The organism is Leisingera sp. NJS204 (genome assembly GCF_004123675.1).
Lineage (GTDB): Bacteria > Pseudomonadota > Alphaproteobacteria > Rhodobacterales > Rhodobacteraceae > Leisingera.
This window is the reverse complement of sequence record NZ_CP035417.1, coordinates 978,493-1,001,576: the sequence shown is the minus strand read 5'-3', so window position 1 is coordinate 1,001,576 and position 23,084 is coordinate 978,493. Positions and strand designations below refer to the sequence as shown.

The 23,084-nt window shown below is 62.3% G+C and carries 20 protein-coding genes and 6 pseudogenes; 6 read left to right on the top strand and 20 right to left on the bottom strand.

What is annotated here, in order from left to right; genetic code table 11:
* Positions 1-2 precede the first annotated feature (2 nt).
* The gene (locus ETW24_RS05020; protein ID WP_129370024.1) at positions 3-1,550 is read left to right on the top strand and encodes an alanine/glycine:cation symporter family protein; all 1,548 of its coding nucleotides are present in this window, start codon (positions 3-5) and stop codon (positions 1,548-1,550) included.
* 303 nt (positions 1,551-1,853) lie between these two features.
* Here the strand turns inward: ETW24_RS05020 and ETW24_RS05015 are convergent, their stop codons facing one another.
* Positions 1,854-2,438, bottom strand: coding sequence for a UPF0149 family protein (locus ETW24_RS05015; RefSeq protein WP_254695700.1), 585 nt, complete (start codon positions 2,436-2,438; stop codon positions 1,854-1,856).
* Between the two features lie 17 nt (positions 2,439-2,455).
* Here ETW24_RS05015 and ETW24_RS24700 point away from each other — a divergent pair.
* Together ETW24_RS24700 and ETW24_RS25170 are read left to right on the top strand one after the other, a co-directional pair.
* A pseudogene (locus tag ETW24_RS24700) lies at positions 2,456-2,560 on the top strand (IS481 family transposase); the annotation flags it as partial.
* Positions 2,537-2,713: pseudogene (locus ETW24_RS25170) on the top strand (alginate export family protein); the annotation flags it as partial. The pseudogenes ETW24_RS24700 and ETW24_RS25170, both read left to right, overlap by 24 nt.
* Before the next feature lie 204 nt (positions 2,714-2,917).
* On the opposite strand, the pseudogene ETW24_RS05005 reads toward ETW24_RS25170, so the two are convergent.
* Positions 2,918-3,316, bottom strand: a pseudogene (locus ETW24_RS05005) (integrase core domain-containing protein); the annotation flags it as partial.
* Between the two features lie 179 nt (positions 3,317-3,495).
* On the opposite strand from ETW24_RS05005, the pseudogene istA reads away from it, so the two are divergent.
* A pseudogene (gene istA / locus ETW24_RS05000) lies at positions 3,496-5,034 on the top strand (IS21 family transposase); the annotation flags it as partial.
* 71 nt (positions 5,035-5,105) lie between these two features.
* The gene (locus ETW24_RS04995) at positions 5,106-5,522 is read left to right on the top strand and encodes an ATP-binding protein (protein ID WP_129370021.1); all 417 of its coding nucleotides are present in this window, start codon (positions 5,106-5,108) and stop codon (positions 5,520-5,522) included.
* Positions 5,523-5,619: 97 nt separating this feature from the next.
* On the opposite strand, the pseudogene ETW24_RS04990 reads toward ETW24_RS04995, so the two are convergent.
* The 15 genes and pseudogenes from ETW24_RS04990 to ETW24_RS04935 all read right to left on the bottom strand — a co-directional run.
* Positions 5,620-6,445, bottom strand: a pseudogene (locus ETW24_RS04990) (IS3 family transposase); the annotation flags it as partial.
* A 378-nt stretch (positions 6,446-6,823) separates the two neighbouring features.
* Positions 6,824-8,236, bottom strand: a complete 1,413-nt coding sequence (locus tag ETW24_RS04985; RefSeq protein WP_129370020.1) for a methyl-accepting chemotaxis protein — start codon at positions 8,234-8,236, stop codon at positions 6,824-6,826.
* A gap of 645 nt (positions 8,237-8,881) precedes the next feature.
* Positions 8,882-10,649, bottom strand: a pseudogene (gene tnpC / locus ETW24_RS04980) (IS66 family transposase).
* Positions 10,650-10,736: 87 nt separating this feature from the next.
* Positions 10,737-10,895 (bottom strand): IS66 family insertion sequence element accessory protein TnpB, encoded by a 159-nt coding sequence (gene tnpB, locus ETW24_RS24440; protein ID WP_205877358.1) that lies wholly within the window; start codon positions 10,893-10,895, stop codon positions 10,737-10,739.
* Positions 10,896-10,980: 85 nt separating this feature from the next.
* Positions 10,981-11,193: an IS66 family insertion sequence element accessory protein TnpB gene (gene tnpB, locus ETW24_RS24435; protein ID WP_129371295.1), complete on the bottom strand. Its 213-nt coding sequence runs from the start codon at positions 11,191-11,193 to the stop codon at positions 10,981-10,983.
* Complete coding sequence (locus tag ETW24_RS24695) at positions 11,187-11,348, bottom strand: hypothetical protein (protein WP_164982653.1); 162 nt, start codon at positions 11,346-11,348, stop codon at positions 11,187-11,189. The genes tnpB (ETW24_RS24435) and ETW24_RS24695 overlap by 7 nt, the downstream gene beginning before the upstream one ends.
* The gene (locus tag ETW24_RS04970; protein ID WP_129372843.1) at positions 11,288-11,596 is read right to left on the bottom strand and encodes a transposase; all 309 of its coding nucleotides are present in this window, start codon (positions 11,594-11,596) and stop codon (positions 11,288-11,290) included. The genes ETW24_RS24695 and ETW24_RS04970 overlap by 61 nt, the downstream gene beginning before the upstream one ends.
* A gap of 56 nt (positions 11,597-11,652) precedes the next feature.
* Complete coding sequence (locus tag ETW24_RS04965; RefSeq protein WP_129370019.1) at positions 11,653-12,825, bottom strand: aromatic ring-hydroxylating oxygenase subunit alpha; 1,173 nt, start codon at positions 12,823-12,825, stop codon at positions 11,653-11,655.
* The gene (locus ETW24_RS04960; RefSeq protein ID WP_129370018.1) at positions 12,822-13,430 is read right to left on the bottom strand and encodes a sarcosine oxidase subunit gamma; all 609 of its coding nucleotides are present in this window, start codon (positions 13,428-13,430) and stop codon (positions 12,822-12,824) included. Before ETW24_RS04960 ends, ETW24_RS04965 begins: the two co-directional genes overlap by 4 nt.
* On the bottom strand, positions 13,423-14,031 hold the full coding sequence (locus ETW24_RS24690; RefSeq protein WP_254695699.1) for a glycine cleavage T C-terminal barrel domain-containing protein: 609 nt from the start codon (positions 14,029-14,031) through the stop codon (positions 13,423-13,425). The genes ETW24_RS04960 and ETW24_RS24690 overlap by 8 nt, the downstream gene beginning before the upstream one ends.
* The gene (locus ETW24_RS04955; RefSeq protein ID WP_254695698.1) at positions 14,022-16,382 is read right to left on the bottom strand and encodes a 2Fe-2S iron-sulfur cluster-binding protein; all 2,361 of its coding nucleotides are present in this window, start codon (positions 16,380-16,382) and stop codon (positions 14,022-14,024) included. Before ETW24_RS04955 ends, ETW24_RS24690 begins: the two co-directional genes overlap by 10 nt.
* Positions 16,379-16,663 (bottom strand): sarcosine oxidase subunit delta, encoded by a 285-nt coding sequence (locus ETW24_RS04950; RefSeq protein ID WP_129370017.1) that lies wholly within the window; start codon positions 16,661-16,663, stop codon positions 16,379-16,381. The genes ETW24_RS04955 and ETW24_RS04950 overlap by 4 nt, the downstream gene beginning before the upstream one ends.
* Positions 16,664-16,674: 11 nt before the next feature.
* Positions 16,675-17,946, bottom strand: a complete 1,272-nt coding sequence (locus ETW24_RS04945; protein WP_129370016.1) for a sarcosine oxidase subunit beta family protein — start codon at positions 17,944-17,946, stop codon at positions 16,675-16,677.
* A 22-nt stretch (positions 17,947-17,968) separates the two neighbouring features.
* Positions 17,969-18,763 (bottom strand): maleate cis-trans isomerase family protein, encoded by a 795-nt coding sequence (locus ETW24_RS04940; RefSeq protein ID WP_129370015.1) that lies wholly within the window; start codon positions 18,761-18,763, stop codon positions 17,969-17,971.
* On the bottom strand, positions 18,764-19,906 hold the full coding sequence (locus ETW24_RS04935) for a M24 family metallopeptidase (RefSeq protein WP_129370014.1): 1,143 nt from the start codon (positions 19,904-19,906) through the stop codon (positions 18,764-18,766). It abuts the gene before it with no gap.
* Between the two features lie 132 nt (positions 19,907-20,038).
* On the opposite strand from ETW24_RS04935, the gene ETW24_RS04930 reads away from it, so the two are divergent.
* Positions 20,039-20,917: a LysR family transcriptional regulator gene (locus tag ETW24_RS04930; RefSeq protein WP_129370013.1), complete on the top strand. Its 879-nt coding sequence runs from the start codon at positions 20,039-20,041 to the stop codon at positions 20,915-20,917.
* 4 nt (positions 20,918-20,921) lie between these two features.
* Here the strand turns inward: ETW24_RS04930 and ehuA are convergent, their stop codons facing one another.
* From ehuA to ehuC, 3 genes are read right to left on the bottom strand one after another with little or no spacing between them, the layout of a single operon-like run.
* The gene (gene ehuA, locus ETW24_RS04925) at positions 20,922-21,737 is read right to left on the bottom strand and encodes an ectoine/hydroxyectoine ABC transporter ATP-binding protein EhuA (RefSeq protein WP_129370012.1); all 816 of its coding nucleotides are present in this window, start codon (positions 21,735-21,737) and stop codon (positions 20,922-20,924) included.
* Positions 21,738-21,739: 2 nt separating this feature from the next.
* Positions 21,740-22,405 carry an ectoine/hydroxyectoine ABC transporter permease subunit EhuD gene (gene ehuD / locus ETW24_RS04920; protein ID WP_129370011.1) on the bottom strand — a complete coding sequence of 222 codons (666 nt, stop codon included), beginning with the start codon at positions 22,403-22,405 and terminating at the stop codon, positions 21,740-21,742.
* 3 nt (positions 22,406-22,408) lie between these two features.
* Complete coding sequence (gene ehuC / locus ETW24_RS04915) at positions 22,409-23,074, bottom strand: ectoine/hydroxyectoine ABC transporter permease subunit EhuC (protein WP_129372842.1); 666 nt, start codon at positions 23,072-23,074, stop codon at positions 22,409-22,411.
* Positions 23,075-23,084 lie beyond the last annotated feature (10 nt).

Below are 23,084 nucleotides of genomic sequence, written 5' to 3'. Positions count from 1 at the left end.
TCATGAAAATGACCAAACTCTGGCTGGCCGCAGCCGCGGCCTTCGCGTCCACCCCGCTTTCCGCCCAGGAGGCGATGGGTATTGACGAAAAGGTCAATCAGGTCTTTGCGGATCTGACCGGCCCCTTTGTAGGGCTGATCTTTGCACCGTTTCCAGGCACCAGCTTTCCCTGGATTGTAATGTGGCTGGTCATCGCTGCCAGCATCTTCACCCTATACTTCGGCTTTGTTCAGTTCCGCTTCTTCAAACATTCTGTCCAGCTGGTCAAAGGCGACTTCTCTGACCCCAACGATGCGGGCGAAGTGAGCCATTTCCAGGCGCTGGCCACCGCTCTTTCCGGCACGGTCGGCCTTGGCAACATTGCAGGGGTCGCGGTTGCCGTTGGAATCGGCGGGCCTGGTGCGACGTTCTGGATGATACTTGCAGGTCTTCTGGGCATGGCATCCAAGTTCACCGAATGCACCCTAGGTGTGAAATACCGTAACGAATACTCTGACGGGACCGTTTCCGGCGGACCAATGTACTATATCTCCAAGGGCTTCAAAGAACTTGGCCTGCCGGGCGGACGGTTCTTGGCGATCATGTTCTCGGTCTTCTGCATCCTTGGTGCGCTAGGCGGCGGCAATATGTTCCAGGCGAACCAGGCACATGCCCAGATATCCGGCATCGTCGGAGACTATCCGGGCTGGATCACCGGGCTCGTTTTTGCTGGCATTGTCTTTGCCGTGATCATTGGCGGCATCAAATCCATTGCCAATGTGACAGAAAAGGTCGTGCCCTTTATGGGGATCCTCTATGTCGGCGCCGCACTGGTCATTCTGGCGGTGAACTATGACAAGATCGGCTGGGCTTTCGGCCAGATTTTTGACGGCGCCTTTACCGGCCTTGGCGTGGCAGGCGGCATGGTCGGCGCGCTGATCCAGGGCTTCAAACGAGCGGCGTTTTCAAACGAGGCTGGTGTCGGTTCGGCGGCGATCGCGCACTCTGCGGTAAAAACCAAGGAACCGATCACCGAAGGTTTTGTGTCCCTGCTCGAGCCGCTGATTGATACTGTTGTCATCTGTACCATGACGGCGCTGGTGATCGTCATCTCGCAGCAGCTGCTTATCGATCCGGCGACGGGCAACTACATGCTGAACGAAGCGGGCACAGCCATTGCAACTGTCGATGGCAACTCCGGTGTTGCGCTGACCTCCGCCGCTTTTGCCTCCGGCATCAGCTGGTTCCCCTATGTCTTGGCTATCGCAGTTGTGCTCTTCGCCTTCTCGACGATGATTTCCTGGAGCTACTACGGGTTGAAGGCTTGGACTTACTTGTTTGGCGAAAGCAAACTGGCGGAGCTGACCTTCAAGATCATCTTCTGCATCTTCATCGTGATTGGTGCAGCAGCAAGCCTGGGTCCGGTCATCGACTTCTCTGATGCAGCGATCTTTGCCATGGCTGTGGTCAACATCTTCTGCCTCTACTTCTTGATGAAACTGGTGAAAAAGGAACTCTTTTCCTACACCGCTCGCTTGAAAGGTGGCGAGCTGAAGAAATTCACGTCCTAAGCCCTGAGCTCCGGCGCAATCCAATTGCGCCGGAGTTTTTCCTGAGGCCCTTGGCTTACGTCCACTCTGCCGGGCGGTTGATTTCTAAAAGGCCAGACGGCCTCGCGATCCCCCGGCCTGGCCTTTGAAGGCTAGATTAGTGTCTTTAGATGCAGGTTGCTGACCCAGTGGCCGCATCGGGCTGGGTGCAGCCGATCCGCCCCATGCGGTCCGATCTGATGACAGGTGCAGTTTGCGAGCTCCTCCCCGATTAGACCGGTGCCTCGCTCTGCAGGTGGTTGCTATGAAATCTTTGGAGATCAGTCAGTTCCGACCGCAACACTGCGTGTATTCGCGGCCAGACCCGCAGGAGCACGGATCGTTTCGACCTGGTCGAGGACTAGCCTTGAACGGCATGCCGGAAAGATTTTCAGGCTCAGGGCGGGAAAGTTCAGGACGTGACTGGTCCAGTATTGTCGCAACGCAGTTCGGGATCAGATCGGGGGCTTCAAGGTCGATCTGGTCAATTTCGTCGTCCGTGAACTTGCTTTGACCAGTGTAGATGTCCTGTAACGCCATCAAGAAGATCATCGTAGCCCGCGTCTCTTCGTCGGCCTGATCGAGCAGGCGTTCCCAAGCTTCCGCCCGCAGGCCCATGGAACGGGTGAAGCCGTCGACCCAAGGCTCCCACATCGTCTCGTCGCTGTTGGGATCAACCTCGTAAACAGGTTCGATCCAAAACGAGCGGGACATCGCCTCGGCCACCGAATTGTAATGCGCCATGACGGCACCGATCGTTTCTTCTGCGGCTTTCCGGTCAGGAAAATGTGCTTCGCCAGTCTCGCCCCAGACATGGGGCAGCCATTCCGAGGGCGGGATCATGTCACTACAAGCAAGAATGCCGGTCACGTAAGTGGCAGAAGCCCAAGCGCTGTCCTATCGGCTTTTTTCATATAAATATTGCCGAGCTGCAGACTGCGGAGGGCAAGCTGTATCTCTTCGCCGGTATTGACCGGACCAGCAAGTTTGCAGTCATTGGCGGGGGAAATTATGGCGAAAAAGGTGCTTTGTACTATGGGATTGAAGCCATGCATCAATTCGGGAAGTTCCAAGGGCAGGACATCCGGGCCTGGGGCGTGCGGTCACAGAACAGCTATAGACTTTCTGAGACACCTTTGAACCCGACGTTCCACCTGATCGTGAATGCGACAAGCGGAGACTCCGACCCAAATGACGGTAAGCTGGCTCTGCCGAAGGCATGTATGAAGCCAAGGAGGCGCTGCGGGCACTGGTGGAGCGGATCGTGCTGCCGCCTGCGGCGGAGGGCGCTGGCCTGGATCTGCCCCTGGAGGGGTGAGCAGCCCCACTTGAGTGGTCCAGTTTGAAAGTTAGTGCATGGTTGGCCTTTGGTCCATCGGGACGATGGCCTCTGGCGCAGGTGGGCGGTAGCCCAGAGCACTGTGGGGCCGCCTAGTGTTGTAGTGTTTCCTCCAGCTTTCAATGATTATCTGAGCCTCGCGTAACGAATAGAAGATTTCACCGTTCAGCAATTCATCCCGCATTCGCCCGTTGAAGCTTTCGCAGTATCCGTTCTCCCAAGGGGATCCAGGCTCAATGCAGGCTGTCTTGGCGCCAACGGCTTTGATCCACCCCCTGACGGCCTGAGCTATGAACTCAGGGCCATTGTCTGACCGAATGTAAGCAGGCACGCCACGCAGGATAAACAGGTCCGTCAGTGCGTCGATGACCTCGTTCGCGTTCAGTTTCCTTTTCACTCGGATCGCCAAGCGTATTCCAGTTTGATCCGGCCACCCATTCCAAAAACATCCGGCCACTGGTTCCGATTTTATCCGGCCACTGAATCCGGAACATCCGGCCACCCTTCTGACGCCCAGCTGCGAGGCACCTTTCAACTCGCTCCCTTTCGGTTTTCCCGACCGAAGGAAGCACGATGAAGAGATTACCGATGCGGAAGATACGAGACGTACTGCGACTTTCAGCCGAGGGTTTATCGACCCGCCAGATGGCGTCGAGCTTGGCGATTGGCCGCACCACGCTGCAAGGGTATCTGGATCGCGCTCATGAGGCAGGCTTAAGCTGGCCGCTGCCAGCGGAGATGTCGGACAGCGAGCTTGAACGACACCTCTATCCGCGCACTGCCCGGGAGGCAGCCCGGCGCGCCTCTCAACCGGACTGGTCCTATGTCCACCTGCAGTTGCGGCGCAAGGGCGTCACGCTTTCCCTGCTCTGGGAGGAGTACCGCGCGGCCCACCCCGATGGCTACGGATACAGCCGTTTCTGTGACCTCTATTCCTGCTGGGAAGGTAAGCTGTCGCCGGTCATGCGCCAGCGCCATCCCGCAGGCGAGCGGCTGTTTGTCGACTATGCCGGTGCCACGATTGACGTGATCGACCCCGAGACCGGCGAGGTCCGCGCGGCGCAGCTGTTTGTCGCTACCCTCGGTGCTTCCAACTTCACCTTCGCCGAGGCGACCTGGACCCAGACGCTGCCGGATTGGATCTCCAGCCACGTGCGGGCCTTTTCCTTTTTTGGCGGTGTGACCGCTCAAGTTGTACCCGATAATCTTCGGGCCGGCGTCAACAAAGCCCGTTTCTACGATCCCGAGCTCAACCGTACCTGCGCGGATCTGGCCGCGCACTACGATACTGCCGTTCGCCAGTGGGCTTGAACCAGTGGCGCCTTCACGGGCTCACTGCCCGCGAGGCCTCGCAAACCAAAAGACAAGGCGAGGGCCGAGAGCGCTTTCCTATTGGTCGAACGCTGGATCCTGGCGCGGCTGCGCAACCGGCAATTCTTCAGCCTTGAGGAAGTAAACGCTGCCATCCGCCCGTTGCTGGACAGGCTCAACAACAAGGTCTCCCGCCACCTTGTCGCCAGCCGCCGGCAGCTGTTCGATCAGTTGGACAGGCCCGCCCTGAAGCCGCTGCCGGCGGAGCCTTACGTCTATGCCGAATGGAAGAAATACCGCGCGGGGATCGATTACCACATCGCATTCGGCCGGCATTACTATTCCGTGCCGCATCAGTTGGTGAAGAAAGAGCTGTGGACCCGCATCACCGCCCGCACCGTCGAGGCTTTCCACGGCGGACAACGTATGGCTTCGCATGTCCGCACCTCCGGCAATGGACAGCACTCCACCCAGCGGGATCATATGCCCGCCCATCACCGGTTCCGCGAAGATTGGACGCCGCAGCGCATCCATGCCCGGGCCGCCCGTGTGGGCCCGAATGTGGCGATCTTCGCCGAGGTGGTGATGCGCGGGCGCAAACATCCCGAACAGGGCTACCGCACCTGCCTGGGTGTGATCCGCCTGGCCGACAAGTTCGGCCGGGACCGCTTTGACGCTGCCTGCAAGCGGGCGCTCGAGATCAACGCCCGTTCCTATTCATCGGTCCATTCGATCCTGAAGAACGGGCTGGAGCGCAAGCCCTGCACCCGCGCCGCGGAGGAGCCTGCAATCACCCACCCCAACATCCGCCGCCCCCAAAGGGGCGCCTGTTACTCATGGCCCGCCTTCGGCGGGACGCGCCGACTACTTCCATTGAAAGGATATTCATGCTGCCCCACCCAACCCTCGACCGCCTGAAAGCCCTGCGCCTCGATGGCATGGCGGAAGCCTTTGCCGAATTGCAGGCGCAGGACAGCGCCGCTGGTCTGACCCACGCCGAATGGCTGGGCCTGCTTGCCGACCGTGAAGCCGCCAGCCGCGAGACCAAGCGCTTTGACGCCCGCATGCGCGCGGCCAGGTTGCGCCATGTGGGCGCCTGCCCGGAAGATGTCGATTACCGCGCCCGCCGCGGCTCAACCATGATCACCAGCCAGCTGCCCATCAAGGCATGGCACGATGTCATCGGCGAGCCGACCTTTGCGGACGCCATCCTCGACCGCATCGTTCACAATGCCTACCGACTCCAACTTGAGGGGCAGTCCATGCGTAAAACCATCGCCAAAATGGATGACGGAACACCTTAGACCTGATACCCCGAAACCTATGCCTCACGGCGACGCGTCAAAGGTGGCCGAATACTTCGGTACAGGTGGCCGGAAAAATCGGAATCAGTGGCCGAATACGTCGGAATGCGCACGCCAGACATTCCCGGCTGTGCTCGTCCAGAATGTTCAATGTTCTGAATGCCCTGCCATCATCGGTTCGATGATGCATGAAATCATACGACCAGACGTGATTACGATACTCGAGACGCAGCCGGACACATGATCCGTCCACTGCCCGGCAAGGCATTGCGAAGCAATGTCCCGAGAGGGTTCAGCCACAGGCGTTCGACACGTTTGCCATTCACTTGCCAGCCAGCATCTCTCGGCAGGGCAGCAACCCGTCGATAGCCATATCGGCCGTACTGGCGGGTCAGCTCGATCATGTCCGCGATCAAGCGCTCCTCGTCAGCACGTCCCTGCGGCACTCGCCGCTGTGTGGATCGGTGTTGGCCCAGAACGCGGCAAACGCGACGCTCCGAAACTTTCACCTTGCCGCGAACCAATTCGATGCAGGCGCGACGACGCGAAGGGCTCAGGGGCTCCGCCCGTTCAGGCCTGAATTGATCCACAGGATCAATTCCTAGACGGCCATCACTCCCTTTGCGGCTTCCGACAGGATCAATTTGTCCAATGTCAGATCCGAGACGGCCCGGCGAAGACGCTCGTTCTCTTTCTGGAGCCGCTTCAGTTCCTTGAGTTGTTCCGTGCCCATTCCGCCGTACCCTCAGCATCTCTCTCGAACCAATGGCGTTCGATGCTTCGATCTTCCAGCGGTAATAGGTTTGTTCAGTCACACCGATCTGTCTGATCGCGTCTATCCGAGGCATGCCTTGCCCTATCAGGACTTCAACTTGCCGTAACTTCACGACAATCTCTTCAGGCTTGGGCCTTTTGGTCGCCATCTATGGTCCTCCGTTTCCTAATCATAGGGGCGGACCACTTCTTTGGGGGAGGCTCAGGGCGACCTGGCGGGTCTCTTGCGCCTTGCGGCGGGTGCGGAGGGCGCGAACACAGCCAAGGCCCCAGACAGCTCACCCTAAGCCTTTGATATATCTAACGTATTAGTGCTGGTTGCGGGAGCAGGCAACCGCCGTTTCCTACCTGCCCTCTCCGCAATCGTATAAACCCATGATAGCTCGCAGCTAACGGCAAGTTTGCGCAGATTGCGACCCTATCGAATTTCATGTGAACCCCTCTTGCCGACACGGCCTGAAAAAACAACGGGCATTTTTTAAGATGCCCGTTGTTTTACTTGATACCTTCACTGGAACTGTCGTTGTTCAAAAGTTATCCCATCCTTGGGCCGCACGAAGCTCTTCCTGTTCGAACGCAGGTTCCGGATAGGAGTTTGACTGATCCCGCTTTTCAGGCCGAGAAACCGGTTCCGCACCCTCATACCCGTCTCTGAACTTGGACACTTCCTGAGTCAGCTGGCCTGCATCATTCGATAACATCTGGCTGGCCGCCGAAGTTTGCTCCACCATGGCTGCGTTTTGCTGAGTTACCTGGTCAAGCTGTGATACGCCCTGATTGATTTCCAGCAACGCTGTTGATTGTTCCGAAGCTCCGGTGGCAATTTCCTGGATATGTTCGGAGATAGTGGCAACGCTCTTAATAATCTGCTGCAGTTCTTCGCCGGATTTCCCAACAAGGGCGACGCCCGTGTCCACTTGCTGGTTGCTCTCGCCTATCAACTGTTTGATTTCGCCAGCCGCGTCTGCGGACCGCTGCGCAAGCGCCCGCACTTCAGAGGCGACGACGGCAAAGCCGCGTCCGGCCTCTCCGGCACGTGCTGCCTCAACCCCAGCGTTCAGTGCCAGAAGATTGGTCTGGAAGGCAATATCATCAATCACGCCGATGATCTTCGAAATCTGCTCTGAAGAGCTTTCGATTTTCGCCATAGCGTCAATTGCACTACCCACGACTTCGCCGCTTTGCACGGCAGAAGTTTTAGCATCAGCCACAATGCCTTCGACCGTCCGAGCGCCCTCAGCAGATGCTTTCACGGTCGCAGTCAGTTCTTCGATTGCTGCAGCAGTTTCTTCCAAAGTCGCTGCCTGGCTTTCAGTTCGTTGCGAAAGATCATTGGCAGATTGTGAAATCTCATCTGCAGTGCGGCCAACCGCCGATGACACTTGCTTCACCGCCGTTATAGACGTGCTAAGCTGTTCCAGAGAATGATTGAAGGTTTCTCCCAGTGTTCCAATGTCCGGCAGATCAGAAATCGCCACTCTGTGCGTCAGGTTGCCTTTGCTCAACTCTTGAAGCCCCTCTCCGATTTCTTCAAGGTCTCGGCGGCGTTCTGTGATGTCTGATGCAACTTTTACAACCCGTTCTACCTTACCGTCTTCGCCTTCAACTGGCGCATAAGTGGCCTGAATCCAGATCGTTTCACCGGATTTTGTCACTCGAGGAAACTGGTCTGAGAACACTTTGCCATTCGCCAAGTCTGACCAGAACGATTTGTAGTCATCGGTGGCGACTAGATCAGGTGAAACAAACATAGAATGATGTCGTGCCTGGATCTCTTCCAGGCTGTAACCTAATGCGTTCAGAAAGTTCTGATTTGCGGTGATGATCGTTCCGTCTGGGTGAAACTGAATAGTCGCTTGTGTGCGATCGACCATGCCGGCGATGATCGCATTCATGTCGTCTTTTTCAGTTGTTTTTGGCTTTTTTTTCTTAAAAAACATTATCTTTACTCCAAGGGTTTCTGGGCCGAACTCCTGTGGGGTAAATGTGATAACTCGAAAACGATATAATATCGTTAAAATATCTGAGTGCCGATTGCCGAGGTGCCTTTAATGATGATTTCCTTTTGAAAAACCTGGCTATGAAGCCGCTGCGTGAAGTCAAAGGTCTGCGCAGGTAGTGACCTTGAGGCTACATTTAAGAAGAGCTTGTCTTGTGACCGCTTGGGGCGGTAGGCGACAAGTCGTGCTGACTAAAGGTCGCAGGATGGTCAAGGTCCGCAAGGGGCTGCCTGCCGTCATTCACACCTGGTGCGGCGAATGCCCAGTCAGAGCCCTTGTTACCTAGCGAGCAGCTGCAGCACTTCGCAACTGCAGCGAGATTGCTCGCGAAAGACTGACTGACACCGGCCCTTCCTATCGATACTGGATGCTGTACAGCTCGCGGCCGAAGGAGACATTGGTCAACTCCGTAAATAGAGACCGCGCGCAGGAGGGGTTGGCAGAGCGCAGATCACCGCAGGCGCAGCCCTGCTTCCTTGCATCAGTTGGTTACAAGGCGCCGACACAGCCTTGCCGCGTTTCCGACAATGCTTCTGACAGGCCGCCCTTGCAAAGCGTAAGCGGCGCCTGGAGGGCACCGGGCTTTCAGCTTGACAGCTGGAAGTTCCAGGGGAGGAGTTCATCGAGCCGGCTGGCAGGGTGACCTGCAGCGATGGCTTCGAGGGTGACCTTGAGGTAGGCGAAGGGCTCGACGCCATTGATCTTCGCCGTGGCAATGAGCGAAGCGATGCGGCCCCAAGCGCGGCCGCCTTCATCATGGCCGGCGAATAGCGCGTTCTTTCTTGTCAGGGCGATTGGGCGGATCAGGTTCTCGCACCACTGCCCGGCAGGCGATTGCGAAGCAATCTGCCGAAAGGGGGCATTAGAGTCGATCTCGACGCGGCCGTCGTGGAGGAAAGTCTGCAGCCCGTCCCACTGGCGGTGGATGTAGGCCAGCTTCTCCCCGAGACGCGACTTTGAGGAGATCCGGCGGCGCTGGCTTTGCAGCCACTCTCCGAACCCGGCAACCAGCGGCGCGGTGCGGGCTTGCCGGGCCGACAGCCGCTGGCCGGGGCCCATGCCGCGGATCTCACCCTCGATACGGTAGAGCTCCGCGATCCGGCGCAGCCCCTCGGCGGCGATCGTCATGCCGGAGGCGTGCTTCCAGCACGACGCCGTCGCGGGCGAAGACCTCCTTCAGCTTCCTGCGGGCATGCGCCCAGCAATGCGCGAAGGTGACCGGCGCGCCGCCTTTCCGCGAGGGGCGCGTCAGCCGGTTGTAGCCGGTATAGCCGTCTGTCACCCGGCAGGCGCATCCGCAGGATGCTGCCGGGAGGGCAGCTGCAGGATGCCGTCGAAGCCCTGCAGGATCAGTTCCGCGTTCTGCCCGGCGCGGCCGGGAGCATAGGTGAAGACCACGCCGGGCGGGTCATCGCCGCCCCATCCGCGGTCGTCCCGGGCCAGCGCCCAGAGATACCCGGTCTTTGTCCGGCCGCGGCCCGGGTCCAGGACCGGCGCCGTGGTCTCGTCTATTACCCGGCAGGCGCATGCGAAGCATGCTGCCGAGAGGCATGAACAGCTTGCCCGATCTTTTCAGGTGTTCGGCGAGCCGGTCGACTACGGGACCGAGGTGGAAGGCAGCTGTCCTCACCCAATCGGCGAGCGTGCTGCGGTGCAGATCGATCCCGGAGCGGGCCAGGATCTGGCTCTGGCGGTATAACGGCAGATGATCCGAGAACTTGCTGACCAGCACATGCGCGATGGCGCCCTCGGTCGGCAAACCGCCCTCGATCAGGTACGCGGGGGCTGGTGCCTGGGTGACGCCCTCTGCGCAGGCGCGGCAGGCATACTTGGGCCGGACAGTGCCCCCTCTCGTGCATGTAAACATGCACTGCCGGGCAGTGGATGACGCGGAGCTGCGCGGGAATAATATCCAGCCGCTCGGTGCGATCGTCACGCCGAAGGCGTGCCTGCGGCACGACGCCGATCCGGTGCATCTCGCCGCACCCGCATGGGCAGTCCAGGCTGGCCGGTTCGATCACCTTCTCGATCCGCGGCAGATCCTTGGGCAGATTGCCCCGGTTGCGGCGGGCTGCCTTGCGCGGCGCCGGACCGGTGGACGTCTGCGCGCCCTGCTGCGTCTCGGCCTCGGCCACTGCTGTCTCGAGATCCTCGAAAGCCAGCTGCCGGCCGCCATTGTTGCTCGGACCAATGGCGCATCAATGACTTGCTCCTCGCTCAGCCTCTCCGACCGCTTGCCATGCACGGCCTGGTTCAGCTCGGCGACGAGGTGCTCCAGGCGTTTGTTGGCCTCCCGAAGCACATCCCGCCCGCGCAACACTGCCAGAACAGCATCACGCTGGTCTTCTGGAATGACCGAGAGGTCGATGGGCGGGGTGTTGGACATGGCTGGACCATACCCTGATCGGCCCCTCTGGGAGCAGTCATTCCGCTGCCCGAGTCACTCTGCCACAGCCGGGCGGCGCTCTTCCAGGGACCGCACCCGCCGCCAGTCCGGCCCGGCAAGCAGCGCCTCGAATTGGGCACGGTTCAAGGTCATCGCCCCGTCGCGGATCGCGGGCCAGGTGAACGTGCTTTCCTCCAGCCGTTTGTATGCCATGACAAGCCCGCTGGGCTCCGCCCGTTCTTGCCTCAAACTGTCCCCCGGACAGTTTGCTGCGTTTCACGCAGGCCGGCGCAAACTCTCAGAACAGGATCTTCATCCTGTCCGCCCGTTTGGCGCGGAACACGAAGACCGTGCCCGTGAACGGATCTTCCGCCAGCGCTGACTGCACGAGCGCCGCCAGGCCGTCATGGCCTTTGCGGAGCGAGCCTTGGACGCCATTGGTTCGAGCCCAATGGCGAGCCACCGGCTTCGTTGCCACCAGTATCCGGACGCCCTGTGAGGGCATCAGCATGGCGTGGCCCCGAGCGCATGCACAATCTCGGCGATCCGCGCTGCGGGCGTGCCTGGCGCCAGCTCGATCCTGACTTCGCCCGAGACGATCCGGATCACCTCATCGGATGCCGCAATGTCCGGCTCCGGCTGCTCCTCCGGAACATCACAAACCACCAGCGGGCGAAGACCGGTTCGTCCGGCTCCGCCGCTGGCAACACCAGCTTCCCCTGCTTCGCCAGCCGGCGCCAAGCCGACAGCTGGTTTGGCAAGACTCCATACCGCGCCGCCACGCCATTCACAGTCGCACCCGGCTGGAGCGTGTCCGCCACTGCCTGGGCCTTGGCTTCATCCGGCCACCGCCGGTGGCCCGACGCGTAGATCTCCACGCCCAACGATTTGAGAAACGAATTTGTAGCGCACATTGCGAAACGCACTCCCCACTGTGAGATGTGCAAGATCTCGCAGCACGGGATGGGCGCTACAACGTGGGGCGCAAACGACGGTTACTGCAAAGCTGCGCCGCAAGATACTGCTGGAAATACCAGACCGTGCGTTCCTTGGGCGACAGCCGCCCGGGTGCTGCCGCCAGCGCCCTGGCGTTCTGCGCAATGGCGCCGATGATCGGCTTGTCCTCATCGTTGATGCGGTCGAACCCGGCCTTCAGCTCGGCGGCAAAGGCAGCGCGTTCCTCCGGGTCGTCCGGCACCGCGCCGGGGTAGTAATCAGCGCCCCAGAACACTTTGACCTTATCGGTGCCATAGGGCTGCAGCGACAGCCAGAAGGTGCGCTCTGCCACCACTGACATCACATGGCAGGGGAAAATCGCCGACAGCACCGCCTTTTCGCGCTCCTCATCGCTCAGCAAGGGATTGTCCACCTGCATGTCGGAGTTGCGCTCATAGGATTTGCCGGGCACCCGGCCCTGCTCATAGAGGCTGTAGGCCGCGCCGCCATGCATCGCATTGGCCAGCCGGGTCGGCATCACCGGCTCGATGGTCTGGGCGTGGGCGACAAACAGGTGGTAGCCCTCGGTGAAATTCTGCACCAGGATCTTCCAGTTGGTGTCCCAGATCTCTTCGGCCCGGAACAGGGTGCGGTATTTCGGCAGCTGGTAGTTCTCCAGCCGCTTGGACAGGCCCGCCAGCCGCGGCCCCAGCGGCGCCGCATCGGGATCGAGCGAGACATAGACCCAGCCTTGCCAGACCTCGACCTGGAATTGCGGCAGGCAGACCTCCTTCTTATTGAAATTCTCACGCATATGGGCGGCGCCGATCAGCTGGCCGTCCAGGTTGTAGGTCCAGGCGTGATAGGGGCAGCTGATCCGGCCGCGGATATTGCCGGCCCCTTCCAGCAGCGTCGCCATCCGGTGGCGGCAGACATTGGACATCGCCCTCAGCACCCCGCCGCGGTCGCGCAGGACCACCACCGGATCGCGCCCGATGGTGGTGGCGCGGTAGTCGCCGGGGTTCTCGTATTCATCCTCCCGGCCAACGCAGAACCATTCGTGGTTGAAGATCTCGTCCAGCTCCAGCTCCAGGAACTCCGGCGAGGTATAGACCTGCGGCGGCGTCGCCTCAGCCAGCTCATCCGGCAGCGCGGCATTGCGCGTCACCGCCTCCAGCAGCTCGTCAACAGACATGCGGGGTTTCATTCCAGGCCTCCTGCTACAGGGGAAAAGGGGATATCGCGCATTTTCAATCCGTATTGCAGGGCGCTGCCCTCCAGCAGCTCTTGCAGCGAGGCGGCAAAGCTGCGCGGCAGCGCCAGCGTGAAGCCCGCACCGCTGCGCCACAGGGTGACGCCAATGTGGTGAAACGCGGTGGAGGCGGCATGGCCCGGCGAAAAGGCACCGGGACGCAGGTCCAGCGGCAGGAAATGGTTCAAGAGCGTGGCCGCCTGCGGCCCCGATACCTGCACCAGGGTGCGGGCGCTGGAGAGGTTCAGAAAGGCGCAGGCGCTGCCGCCTTGCAGCGGCACAGAGGCCTGGTCCGCCCCCCGCAGCAGCCACCACTTCAGCGGTTCGACCCGCAGCAGCAGGCCGCCCTTGCCCTGCGCCGCCCGTCCCGGCCCCGGCGCCGCGCCGCAGCCTGCGGCGGCGGCGGCCAGTGCCCCGGCCTCGGTCAGGATCTGCGGCCAGGCGGCGATCTGGGTCAGGCGGAAGCTGGTGAGGCGGCTCAGCGTGACACCAGCAGGCCCCGGCCTGCCGCCGCGCACCGGCGCCGTATGCGCCTGCAATCTGTTGACCTGGTCATCCATGCATCCGCTCTCCTTCCGGGTCGAACATTTGGGGGGAGACAATCTCGACCTCGACCAGACCGCCGCGCACCGGGTCGCTGGCCATCAGCACCCGCCCTTCCCAGGCCGCATGGCCGCCCGCGATATAGCCCAGCCCGATCCAATGGCCGAGCGCCGGCGAATGGGTGACAGCCGTGATCCAGCCTTCGCCAAAGCCCTCGCCCTCATCCGGCCTGCACAGCAGCGCGCCGCCGTTGAAGGTCTGGCTGCGGTCCTTGGGGAAAATCCCCGCCAGCTGCGGGCGGTCTTCGCGCAGCAATTCCGGGCGGTCCTGCAAGGCCTTGCCGATATAGGCTTTCTTGGAGGATGCCATCTTGCCCAGCCCGGCATCGCGGATCGTGACCCGCCCGTCCAGTTCGGCGCCAGTGACATGGCCCTTCTCGATCCGCAGTGTTCCCAGCGCCTCCAGCCCGTAAAGGCAGCCGCCCAGACGGGAGGCCTCCGGCCACAGCATGTCCATCATCGCCTCACCCTGACCGGCGGGCACATAAAGCTCATAGGCCAGCTCGCCCGAGAAGCTGATCCGCGCAACCAGCGCCTCCGAGCCGTCCTTCAGGGCCATGCGGGCCACCCCCATGAAGGGCAGCGCCGCTGCCGAGACCGCCGCCGGATCCGCCAGGCAGGCAGCCAGGCAGCCAGCGCCTCGCGCGATTTCGGCCCGGCGATGGCCGCACCCGCCCATTGGTCGGAGACCGAGGTCAGATGCACCCGCAGCTCCGGCCAGCGGGTTTGCAGCAGCTCCTCCAGCCAGACCATCACCTTGCCGGCCCCGGTGGTGGTGGTGGTCATCAGGAAGTCATCCTCTGCTAGCCGCCAGGTGGTGCCGTCGTCCAGCACCATTCCGTCGTCGCGCAGCATGATGCCATAACGCGCCTTGCCCGCCGCCAGCCTGGCAAAGCCATTGGTATAGACGCGGTTCAGAAACTCTGCCGCATCCGGCCCCTGCACCGCGATCTTGCCCAGCGAACTGACATCGCAGATGCCAAGGGTAGCGCGCACCGTGGCGGCCTCGCGCACATAGGCCCCGGCGATGGTTTCGCCAGCTTTGGCGATATACCAGGGCCGGTGCCACAGGCCCGCGTCGGTCATGGTGGCGCCATGGCGCAGGTTCCAATCGTGCAGCGGGGTGCGGCGCAGGGCTTTGAAATGGCCATGCACGTTGCGCCCCGCCAGCGCGCCGATGGCAACCGGGGTATAGGGCGGGCGGAAGCGGGTGGTGCCCACTGCCGGGATCTCCTTGCCCAAGGCCTCGGCCATCAGCGCCAGGCCGATGATATTGCCCATCTTGCCCTGATCGGTCGCCATGCCCAGCGTGGTATAGCGTTTCAGATGCTCGACCGAGACAAAGCCCTCCTGATGCGCCAGCCGCACGTCATCGCCGGTGACATCATGCTGCGGATCGACAAATGCCTTGGGTTTGCTGCCCGGCAGCCAGACTTCGTACATTGGTTCGATGGGACTTTCCCAGCCGCCCGGCTGAGGGCCGGCAGCCGCAAGCCCCAGGGCGCGTTTCGCCGCCGCCTCGCCGGAGGCTTCGCAGGCGGCGCGGTCCCAGACGCCCGCTGCCGCGCCTGCCATGAACAGCGGCTCTGCGCATTCACCTGCCAGGAAACAGGCCAGTTCGGCGTTCCATTCCGGTTTGACGCCCCGGTGCGACGCCAGGTTCACCACCGGCGACCAGCCGCCAGAGACCAGCAGCAGATCACAGGCCTCGCTGCCCGCCGCCTGCCAGCCAGACCCGATCCGCCGGGCAAACCGCAGGGATTTGACACCCGAGCGGCCCTTTGCCTCCAGCGGAGCCAGACCGCTGCGCAGCCTGACCCCGGCGGGAACATCCGGGACGGGTTGCTGGCGCGCATCCGCAAGCACAACCTCTGCCCCGGCAGCTGCCAACTCGCCGGCGGTCTGGTAGGCGCTGTCGTTGCAGGTCGCGACCACCACCCGCTGCCCCGGCAGGACGCCAAAGCGGCTGAGGTAAACCCGCCCCGCCGCCGCAGTCATCACCCCAGGGCGGTCATTGCCCCCAAAGGCCACAGAGCGTTCCAGCGCGCCGGTGGCCAGCACCGTGGCGCCGGCCCGCACGGTCCAGAACCGCTGCCGCGGCAGGTAGGGCGCAGGCTCCGCCAGATGGTCCGTCACACGCTGCACCATCCCGGCGGTGCCATTGTCATAAAGGCCAAAGACTGTGGTCCGCGGCATCAGCCGCACGCCCGCGCGCTGCACCGCCTCCACCAGCGCGCGGCGTTCAGGCTCGGCAGCGGGATCGTTCAGCTGGTCACCACCCAGCTCGAAATCCTGCTCTGCCAGGATCACGTCGCGGCCTGCCTCCGCCGCCGTCAGCGCCGCCCGCAGGCCCGCGGGGCCAGACCCCACCAACAGCACATCGCAATAGGCGTGCGCATGGTCATAACAATCCGGGTCAGCCTGCCGCGAGGCCGCGCCCATGCCCGCCGCCTTGCGGATCAGCGCCTCGTATTTCATCCAGAGACCGGTGCCCTGACCCCATTCAAACGGCGGCAGCCCCATGAAGGTCTTGTAGTAAAACCCCGCCGAAAAGAACCGCCCGAACAGCCCGTTCACCGTGCCCGCATCAAAGCGAACATTGGGCCAGGCGTTCTGGCCCCGCGCCTCCAGCCCCTGAAACAGCTCCTGCATGGTGGCCTTGACGTTCGACTCCGCCCGGGTGCCGCTGCCAAGTGTGACGATGGCGCCCGACTCCTCCACCCCCGCCGACATGATCCCGCGCGGGCGGTGGTATTTGAAAGACCGGCCCAGCACCCGCTCGCCATTGGCCATCAGCGCCGAGGCCAGCGTATCGCCCGCATAGCCCCGCATCGCCTTGCCGTCCCAACGGAACTCCAGCGGCTTGCTCCGGCCGATCCGTCCGCCCTGGCCCAGCCGCCGCGCGGTCATAGCCCGCTCTCCAGCGCGGCGGCCAGGCCCGGATGGGCGGGGGCCACGCTGCGGATTTCATGGGTCATCGTGTCCCGCTCCACCTTCAGCCACATGCGGCAGCCATGCAGATGCTGCCAGGTCTCCACCTGCCAGCCACAGATGTTTTCGCGCAGGAACACCGCGTCGTGCCAGTCCTGCATGGGCGCCTCAAGCGCCGGGTATGTGATCGAGCCATCGCCGCCATAGCTGAACTCGGCATGGTCGCGCGGACCGCAAAAGGGGCAGGAAATCCGGGTCATGGCTCAGCTCCTCATCCGTGCAGCTTAGGGTCGGGGCCGGCGCCGCGCTCGTCGATCTGCAAGCCCCGCTCAAAGCGTTTCAGGTCGAAATCCGCAATTATCGGCGCGGGCCGTCCATTGGCGATCAGATCAGCGAACCACCAGCCCGCGGCAGGCGTCGCCTTGAAGCCGCCGTAGTTCCAGCCGGTGTTGAGATAGAGATTGTCCAAAGGTGTCCGGCAGATGAAATGGCTGCCGTCCATCGACATATCGACCACCCCGGCCCAATGGCGCAGCAGCTTGACCCGGCCCAGGCAGGGCATCACCGACATCGCCGCCTCTGCCACATCCTGCACGATCGGGAGGTTGCCGCGCTGCGCATAGGATGTGTACCAGTCCAGATCACCGCCAAAGACCATGCCGCCCTTGTCCGACTGCGAGATATAGAAATGCGCGCCGCCCATGCCGAAGACCATAACCTGATCCAGCAGGGGCTTCAGCGGCTCCGAAACGAAGGCCTGCAGCTTGTGGGATTCAATCGGCAGGCGGCCAAGCCCGGCCATGCTCCACAGCCGCGAGGTATTGCCTGCAACCGCAAAGCCGACCTTGCCGGCGGTGATCCGGCCCCGCGTGGTTTCCAGCGCAGTAATCCGGCCGCCGTCGCGCTCCACCCCCGTCACCGCGCAGTTCTGCAGGATGTCCACGCCCAGCTGGTCCGCGGCGCGGGCATAGCCCCAGACCACCGCATCATGGCGGGCGGTGCCCGCGCGCTTCTGCACTGCCGCCCCCATCACCGGGAAGCGGGCGCCAGCCGCATAGTTCAGATGCGGCACCACCTGTTTCAGCTGCTCCAGCCCCCAGATCTCCGCATCGGGCGTGCCGGTGCGGCGCAGGGTGTTGTAATTGCGCGCCGCCGCGTCGATGGCGCCGGGGCTGTGCAACAGCGCGATATGGGAGCGCTGGCTGAACATCACGTTATAGTTCAGCTCGTGGCTCAGCTCTTCCCACAGTTTCAGCGAATGCTCATAGAACTGCCGGTTGCCCGGACGCGCATAGTTGGAGCGCACGATGGTGGTGTTGCGCCCGGCGTTGCCGCCGCCGATCCAGCCCTTCTCCAGCACCGCGGCATTGCGCAGCCCGTAGGTCTTGGCCAGGTAATAGGCGGTGGCAAGCCCATGCAGCCCGCCCCCCACGATGACGGCATCGTAATGGGGCTTGGACTCGGGGTCGCGCCACTGACGGCTCCACCCCCTTTGGCCGGACATCCCCTGCCAAAAGACATTCCATGCGGAAAAACGGGTCATTTTTTCAGGTCTTTAAGGGGCCTCAGGCGGTGGGTTTCAGCACCCGTCCCTGGTGTTTGAAGATCTGGCCGAAACCCTCCAGTTCATCCATGATCCCGGCGCGGCGCAGGCAGGACCAGAATTGCGCCTGGTTCGACGTGATGACCGGCTTGCCGGTGATCTGCTCGATTTCCTCGACCGCAGGAAGCGAGCGCACACCGCCGCAGCTGAGGAAAATCGCATCGGCCTCCGGCTGGTCGATCTCCAGCGCGAATTTCTTCCAGTAGTCCGGCGTCACCAGCCCCATGTCCCAGCCGCTGGCGATATTGAGCCCCTGAATGTCCAGCACATCAAAGCCGCGCTCGACCAGAAACTCCGCCTCGGCGGTGTTGATGTCATCCAGATAAGGCGTGCCGACCACCAGTTTCTTGGTGCCCAGTTCGTTCAGCGCATCCAGAACCCCCTGCACCAGGCACATCGGCTGCGCCCAGGGCGCGCCCTTTTTGATCTCCGCCATGACCCGCTGCTCGCCGATCACGATGGAGCCGGAGGTGCAGCTGTAGCTGACCACATCAGGCCTGGCCTCCGGCTGGATGCGCGCCGCGGCATCGGCCATATGCTCGATATGTTTGGCGAGCGTTTCGGTCGTGGTGTGGTCGTCGGTCTTCAGCCGCGTGACATAGACCGCCACGCCCTCCGGCGCCATGTCCCAGAAATCGCCCTCGGCTGAGGGGTCGGTGGACATCAGGATAAAGCCGAGCTTGGCGCGGTGGAACCGCCCGGCATCCATTTCCGGGGTGCGCGGCTTGGACTGGATAATCTGGCCTGGCTGGAACATCTACAGAATGACCTCCTCAACGGATTTCGGATGCTGGGTAAGCTGCTCCCAGCCGTCCTCGGTGATGATGAAACTGTCGCCCACCTGGGCGCGGAACGTATCGACAGAGACCGACCCGTCCACCGCCAGCACCATGCCGGGCTGGATAATGGTGGTGTCGCCGGTGACCAGCTGCGGCGCCTCCAGGAAGCTGAAGCCGGTCGCCCGGCCGCAGCGGAACGGGTATTCATGCCCCGCCCCCTGGATCACCTCAGCATAGGCCGCATGCACGCTTTCCGCGGTGACGCCCGGACGCAGCGCCTCCAGCGCCGCCTTCTGGCTGGCTGCGGCAACCTCATAGACCGCCACCTGCGCCGGATCCGGCTCGCCAATCCAGAAGGTGCGGTCGAAACCCAGCTTGAAACGGTGGAAATTGGTCATGCCGCAGAAACACAGAAACACCGGCTCGCCGCGCCGCATGATTCGGGTCGAGGCCCGGTGGTGGGTTTTGATGATGTCCTTGCCCGAGGCCATGATCTGCAGGAAATGGGTATTGGGCGACATGTCGCCATCGTCGTAGTGCGCCGCCAGCAGCTCTGCCGCCTTGCGGGTGCCCGCCTGGCTAGTGGCAATCGCCACCTCGAACTCTGCCACCCCGTCGCCAATTGCGGCCCGGCCCGCATTCATCATCGCGGTGGCCACCTCGCCCGCGTGGCGCGCCAGCTGCAGCTCCTGCGGCGATTTGATCATCCGCATCCGGTTCAGGATCGGCGTCGCGCTGATGATCTTTTCCGCCGCCACCAGATCGTTCACATAGGCGCGCACCGGCGGCGGCATATGGCCTGGTTCGATCCCCACCAACCCGGCATTGCGGACCTCCGCGGGCAGTTCCTCGCGCCATTCGTTGCCCATGCCGTCATTCCAAGCCGCGACCCGGTCCACCCGCGCCGCCGCTTTGGCGCTGTTGAGGTCGATGGTCGGGGTGATCAGCAGCGTCCCGCCGTCCTTGGGCACCACCAGAATGGTCGGGCGGCCGAACTCCATATGCAGGTAATCGTAATAGCCGGTCAGGTAATAGACGTTGTCGTCATCGGTGATCAGCGCCACATCGATGCCGGCATCGGCAAGGTTTTTCTGGAAACGGGACAGTCGCTCAGTGAACATCGGATTTCCCTGTAGGTTATGGAGAGCCGCGCGGCAAAACCTTGCCGCAGCTTGGGCCTTGGCCCAAATGCTATGGCCAAAACCGCACTTTACAAAGTGACATTCGGTCCGGAATTGTGATAACCAGAAGTTATGAAAAACTACCGCCGCGCATTGCCGCCCCTCGACTATCTCCTGTTCTTCGAAGCGGTTGCCAGGCACGGCAATTTCACCCGCGCGGCAGAGGAGCTGAATGTCAGCCAAGCCGCGGTCAGCAAGCGAATCAAAGTGCTTGAGGACTGGCTGGGCATGACCCTGGTGAACCGCCGCGGCCGCAACCTGTCGCTGACCCGCAACGGCAAGATCCTGGCGGCCAATTCCGGCGAAGCGCTGGATTACCTGCATTCATGCCTGAACCAGCTGCGCCGCGCCAGCACCGGCGCCCGGCTGTCGCTGGCGGCCAATGTCGCCGTGTCGCAATACTGGCTAACGCCCCGGATCAATGAATACCTGCTGAGCAGCGATGCCGCGCCGGTCACTCTCACCGCCTCCGACAAGGACGCCGACCTGTTTGCGCTGGAGGCGGATGCGCTGATCTATTACGGCCAGGACATCCCGGCAGGCTGGGACGGCTCGCTCCTGTTCGCGGAGCGCTGGATGCCCGTGACCTCCCCCGCCAAGGCGCAGCGCAAAGGCGGGCTGGCGGCGGCGACCCTGCTTGATTTCGACAAGCTGACCCCGAAATGGGTGAATTGGGACGATTTCGCCGAACTGACCGGCTTTGCCGAAATTGCGCAGGCCGCCAAGGTCAACCTGGGCTCATACGGCAGCACGCTGGATACTGCCATCCGCGGCCGCGGGGTGGCGCTTGGCTGCCCCGATGTGCTGCGCTTCGAGATCGACGCCGGGCGGCTGGTGCCGCTGGAGGACTACCAGCTGATAACCGGGCGCAGCTATTTCGTGATCTGGCGCACGGGCCTGCTCAGCGAACAGACCCGCAGCCTGCTGCGGGATGCAGGCATCCCGGTCTGAAGACCTAGACCGCTTCCCGCACCGCGCTCAGGAACTGCTGGGTGCGCTCGCGCTGGGGATTGCCGAACAGCTGGGTCGGCGGGCCCTGCTCCTCGATCCGGCCGCCATAGAAGAAGCACACCCGGTCGGAAATATCGCGGGCAAAGCCCATCTGATGGGTCACCATCAGCATGGTCAGGTTATGCTCCGACACCAGCTTGCGGATCACATTGGTCACCTCGCCGATCACCTCCGGATCGAGGGCAGAGGTCACCTCGTCAAACAGCATCACCTTGGGCCGCATCGCAAGCGCCCGCGCAATCGCCACCCGCTGCTGCTGGCCGCCCGACAGCCGCGAGGGGTGCTGGTCCTTCTTGGAGATCATGCCGACCATCTCCAGCAGCTCTTCTGAGCGGTCGCGCGCCTCGGCCTTGGAGAGGCCCAGCACCTGCACCGGCCCCTCCATACAGTTTTCCAGCGCGGTCATATGCGGGAACAGGTTGAAATGCTGGAAACACATGCCGATGTCAGCGCGGCGGCTGCGCAGGTGGCGTTCGCTTGCAGGCACCAGCTGGCCGCCCTTGGGCATATGCGTCAGCGGCTTGCCGTCCACATAGATCACCCCGCCGTTGATCTGCTCAAGCGTCATCAGCATCCGCAGCACGGTGGTCTTGCCCGAGCCGGAGGGACCGATGATCGAGACCATTTCCCCTGCCGCGACGTCGAGATCGAGATCGTCCAGCACAGTGAGCGCCCCATAGGATTTGTTCACTTTGCGAAAGCTCACCATCGGCGTGTCTTCACCGGTGATTTCAAGCGGAAAGCCAGTCTTGTCCAGCATCGTTACAGTCCCAGTTTGCGGCGCACATACCCTTCGAACAGCCGGATCAGGCCCGCTGCCGGCAGGGAGATTGCCAGAAAGATGATGCCAACCATCGTATAGGGTTCCAGGAACCGGTAGTTCTCAGACCCGATGGAATTGGCGGTATGAATAAGCTCGGCAACCCCGATCACCGACAGCATCGGCGTGTCCTTGAAGATGCCGACCAGATAGTTGCCCATGCCGGCCAGCGCGGGCGGGATCGCCTGCGGGATGATGACCCGGCGGTATTTCTGCGCGGTGGTCATGTTGAGCGCAATGGCGGCCTCCCACTGGCCTTTCGGCACGCTTTCGATGCCGCCGCGGTAAACCTCCGACAGGTAGCAGGCATAGTGCAGGCCGATCGCGATCATCCCCGACATCCAAGGGCTGAGGCGGATCCCGAACTGCGGCCCCACATAGAACACAAAGAAGATTTGCAGGATCAGCGGGGTGGAGCGGATGAACTCCACAAACTCGCGCACTGTGAAGGTCACCGCCCTGGACGGTGTGCGCTGTACCAGCGCCAGCATCAGCCCCAGCACCACCGCAATCACATAGCCCGCCCCGGCAGCGATCAGCGTATTGCCGGTGGCGTAGACCAGCCGCGGCAGGATTTCCCAGGTAAAGTCCCATTGCCAGTCAAACATGGATTACGCCCTCCCCATCTTGCGCGCCATATGGCGTTCCAGCCAGCGCATGAACGGCGTCACCAGAAAGCGGGCCAGCACATAGTAGACCACCAGCGCCGCGCCAAAGACCTGCGCCGACAGGAAGGTGGAGGCATTGATCTGCCGCGCCTCGAACATCAGGTCGGCAACGGAGATCAGCGACACCAGCGCGGTGCCCTTTAAAAGCTCGATCATCAGGTTGCCCCAGGGCGGCAGCATGCTGACCAGCGCCTGCGGCAGGATGATCCGCCGCATCCGCTGCGCCGGGCTCATGTTGATCGCCAGCGCCGCTTCCCATTGCCCCTTGGGCACTGACAGAATGCCACCGCGCACCAGCTCGGCGCCGTAAGCGCCGATATTCATGCCGATAGCCAGGTATCCTGCGGTGAATTTTTCGATCGTCAGACCGAACAGCGGCAGCACGAAGAAAATCCAGTATAGCTGCACCACCAGCGAGGTACCGCGGAAAATCTCGATATAGGTCACCGCCGCGCCGCGCATAAGCGCGTTCTGCGACAGTTTCATCAGGCCCATGCAGAGCGAGATCGCGATTCCAATCACCGCAGCGAGCAGGAACTGGGCCAAGGTGACGCCCGTCCCTGTCAGAAGCCGCGGCCAGTACTGGATCAGGAAATCATAGAAACCCATCTGTAATCCG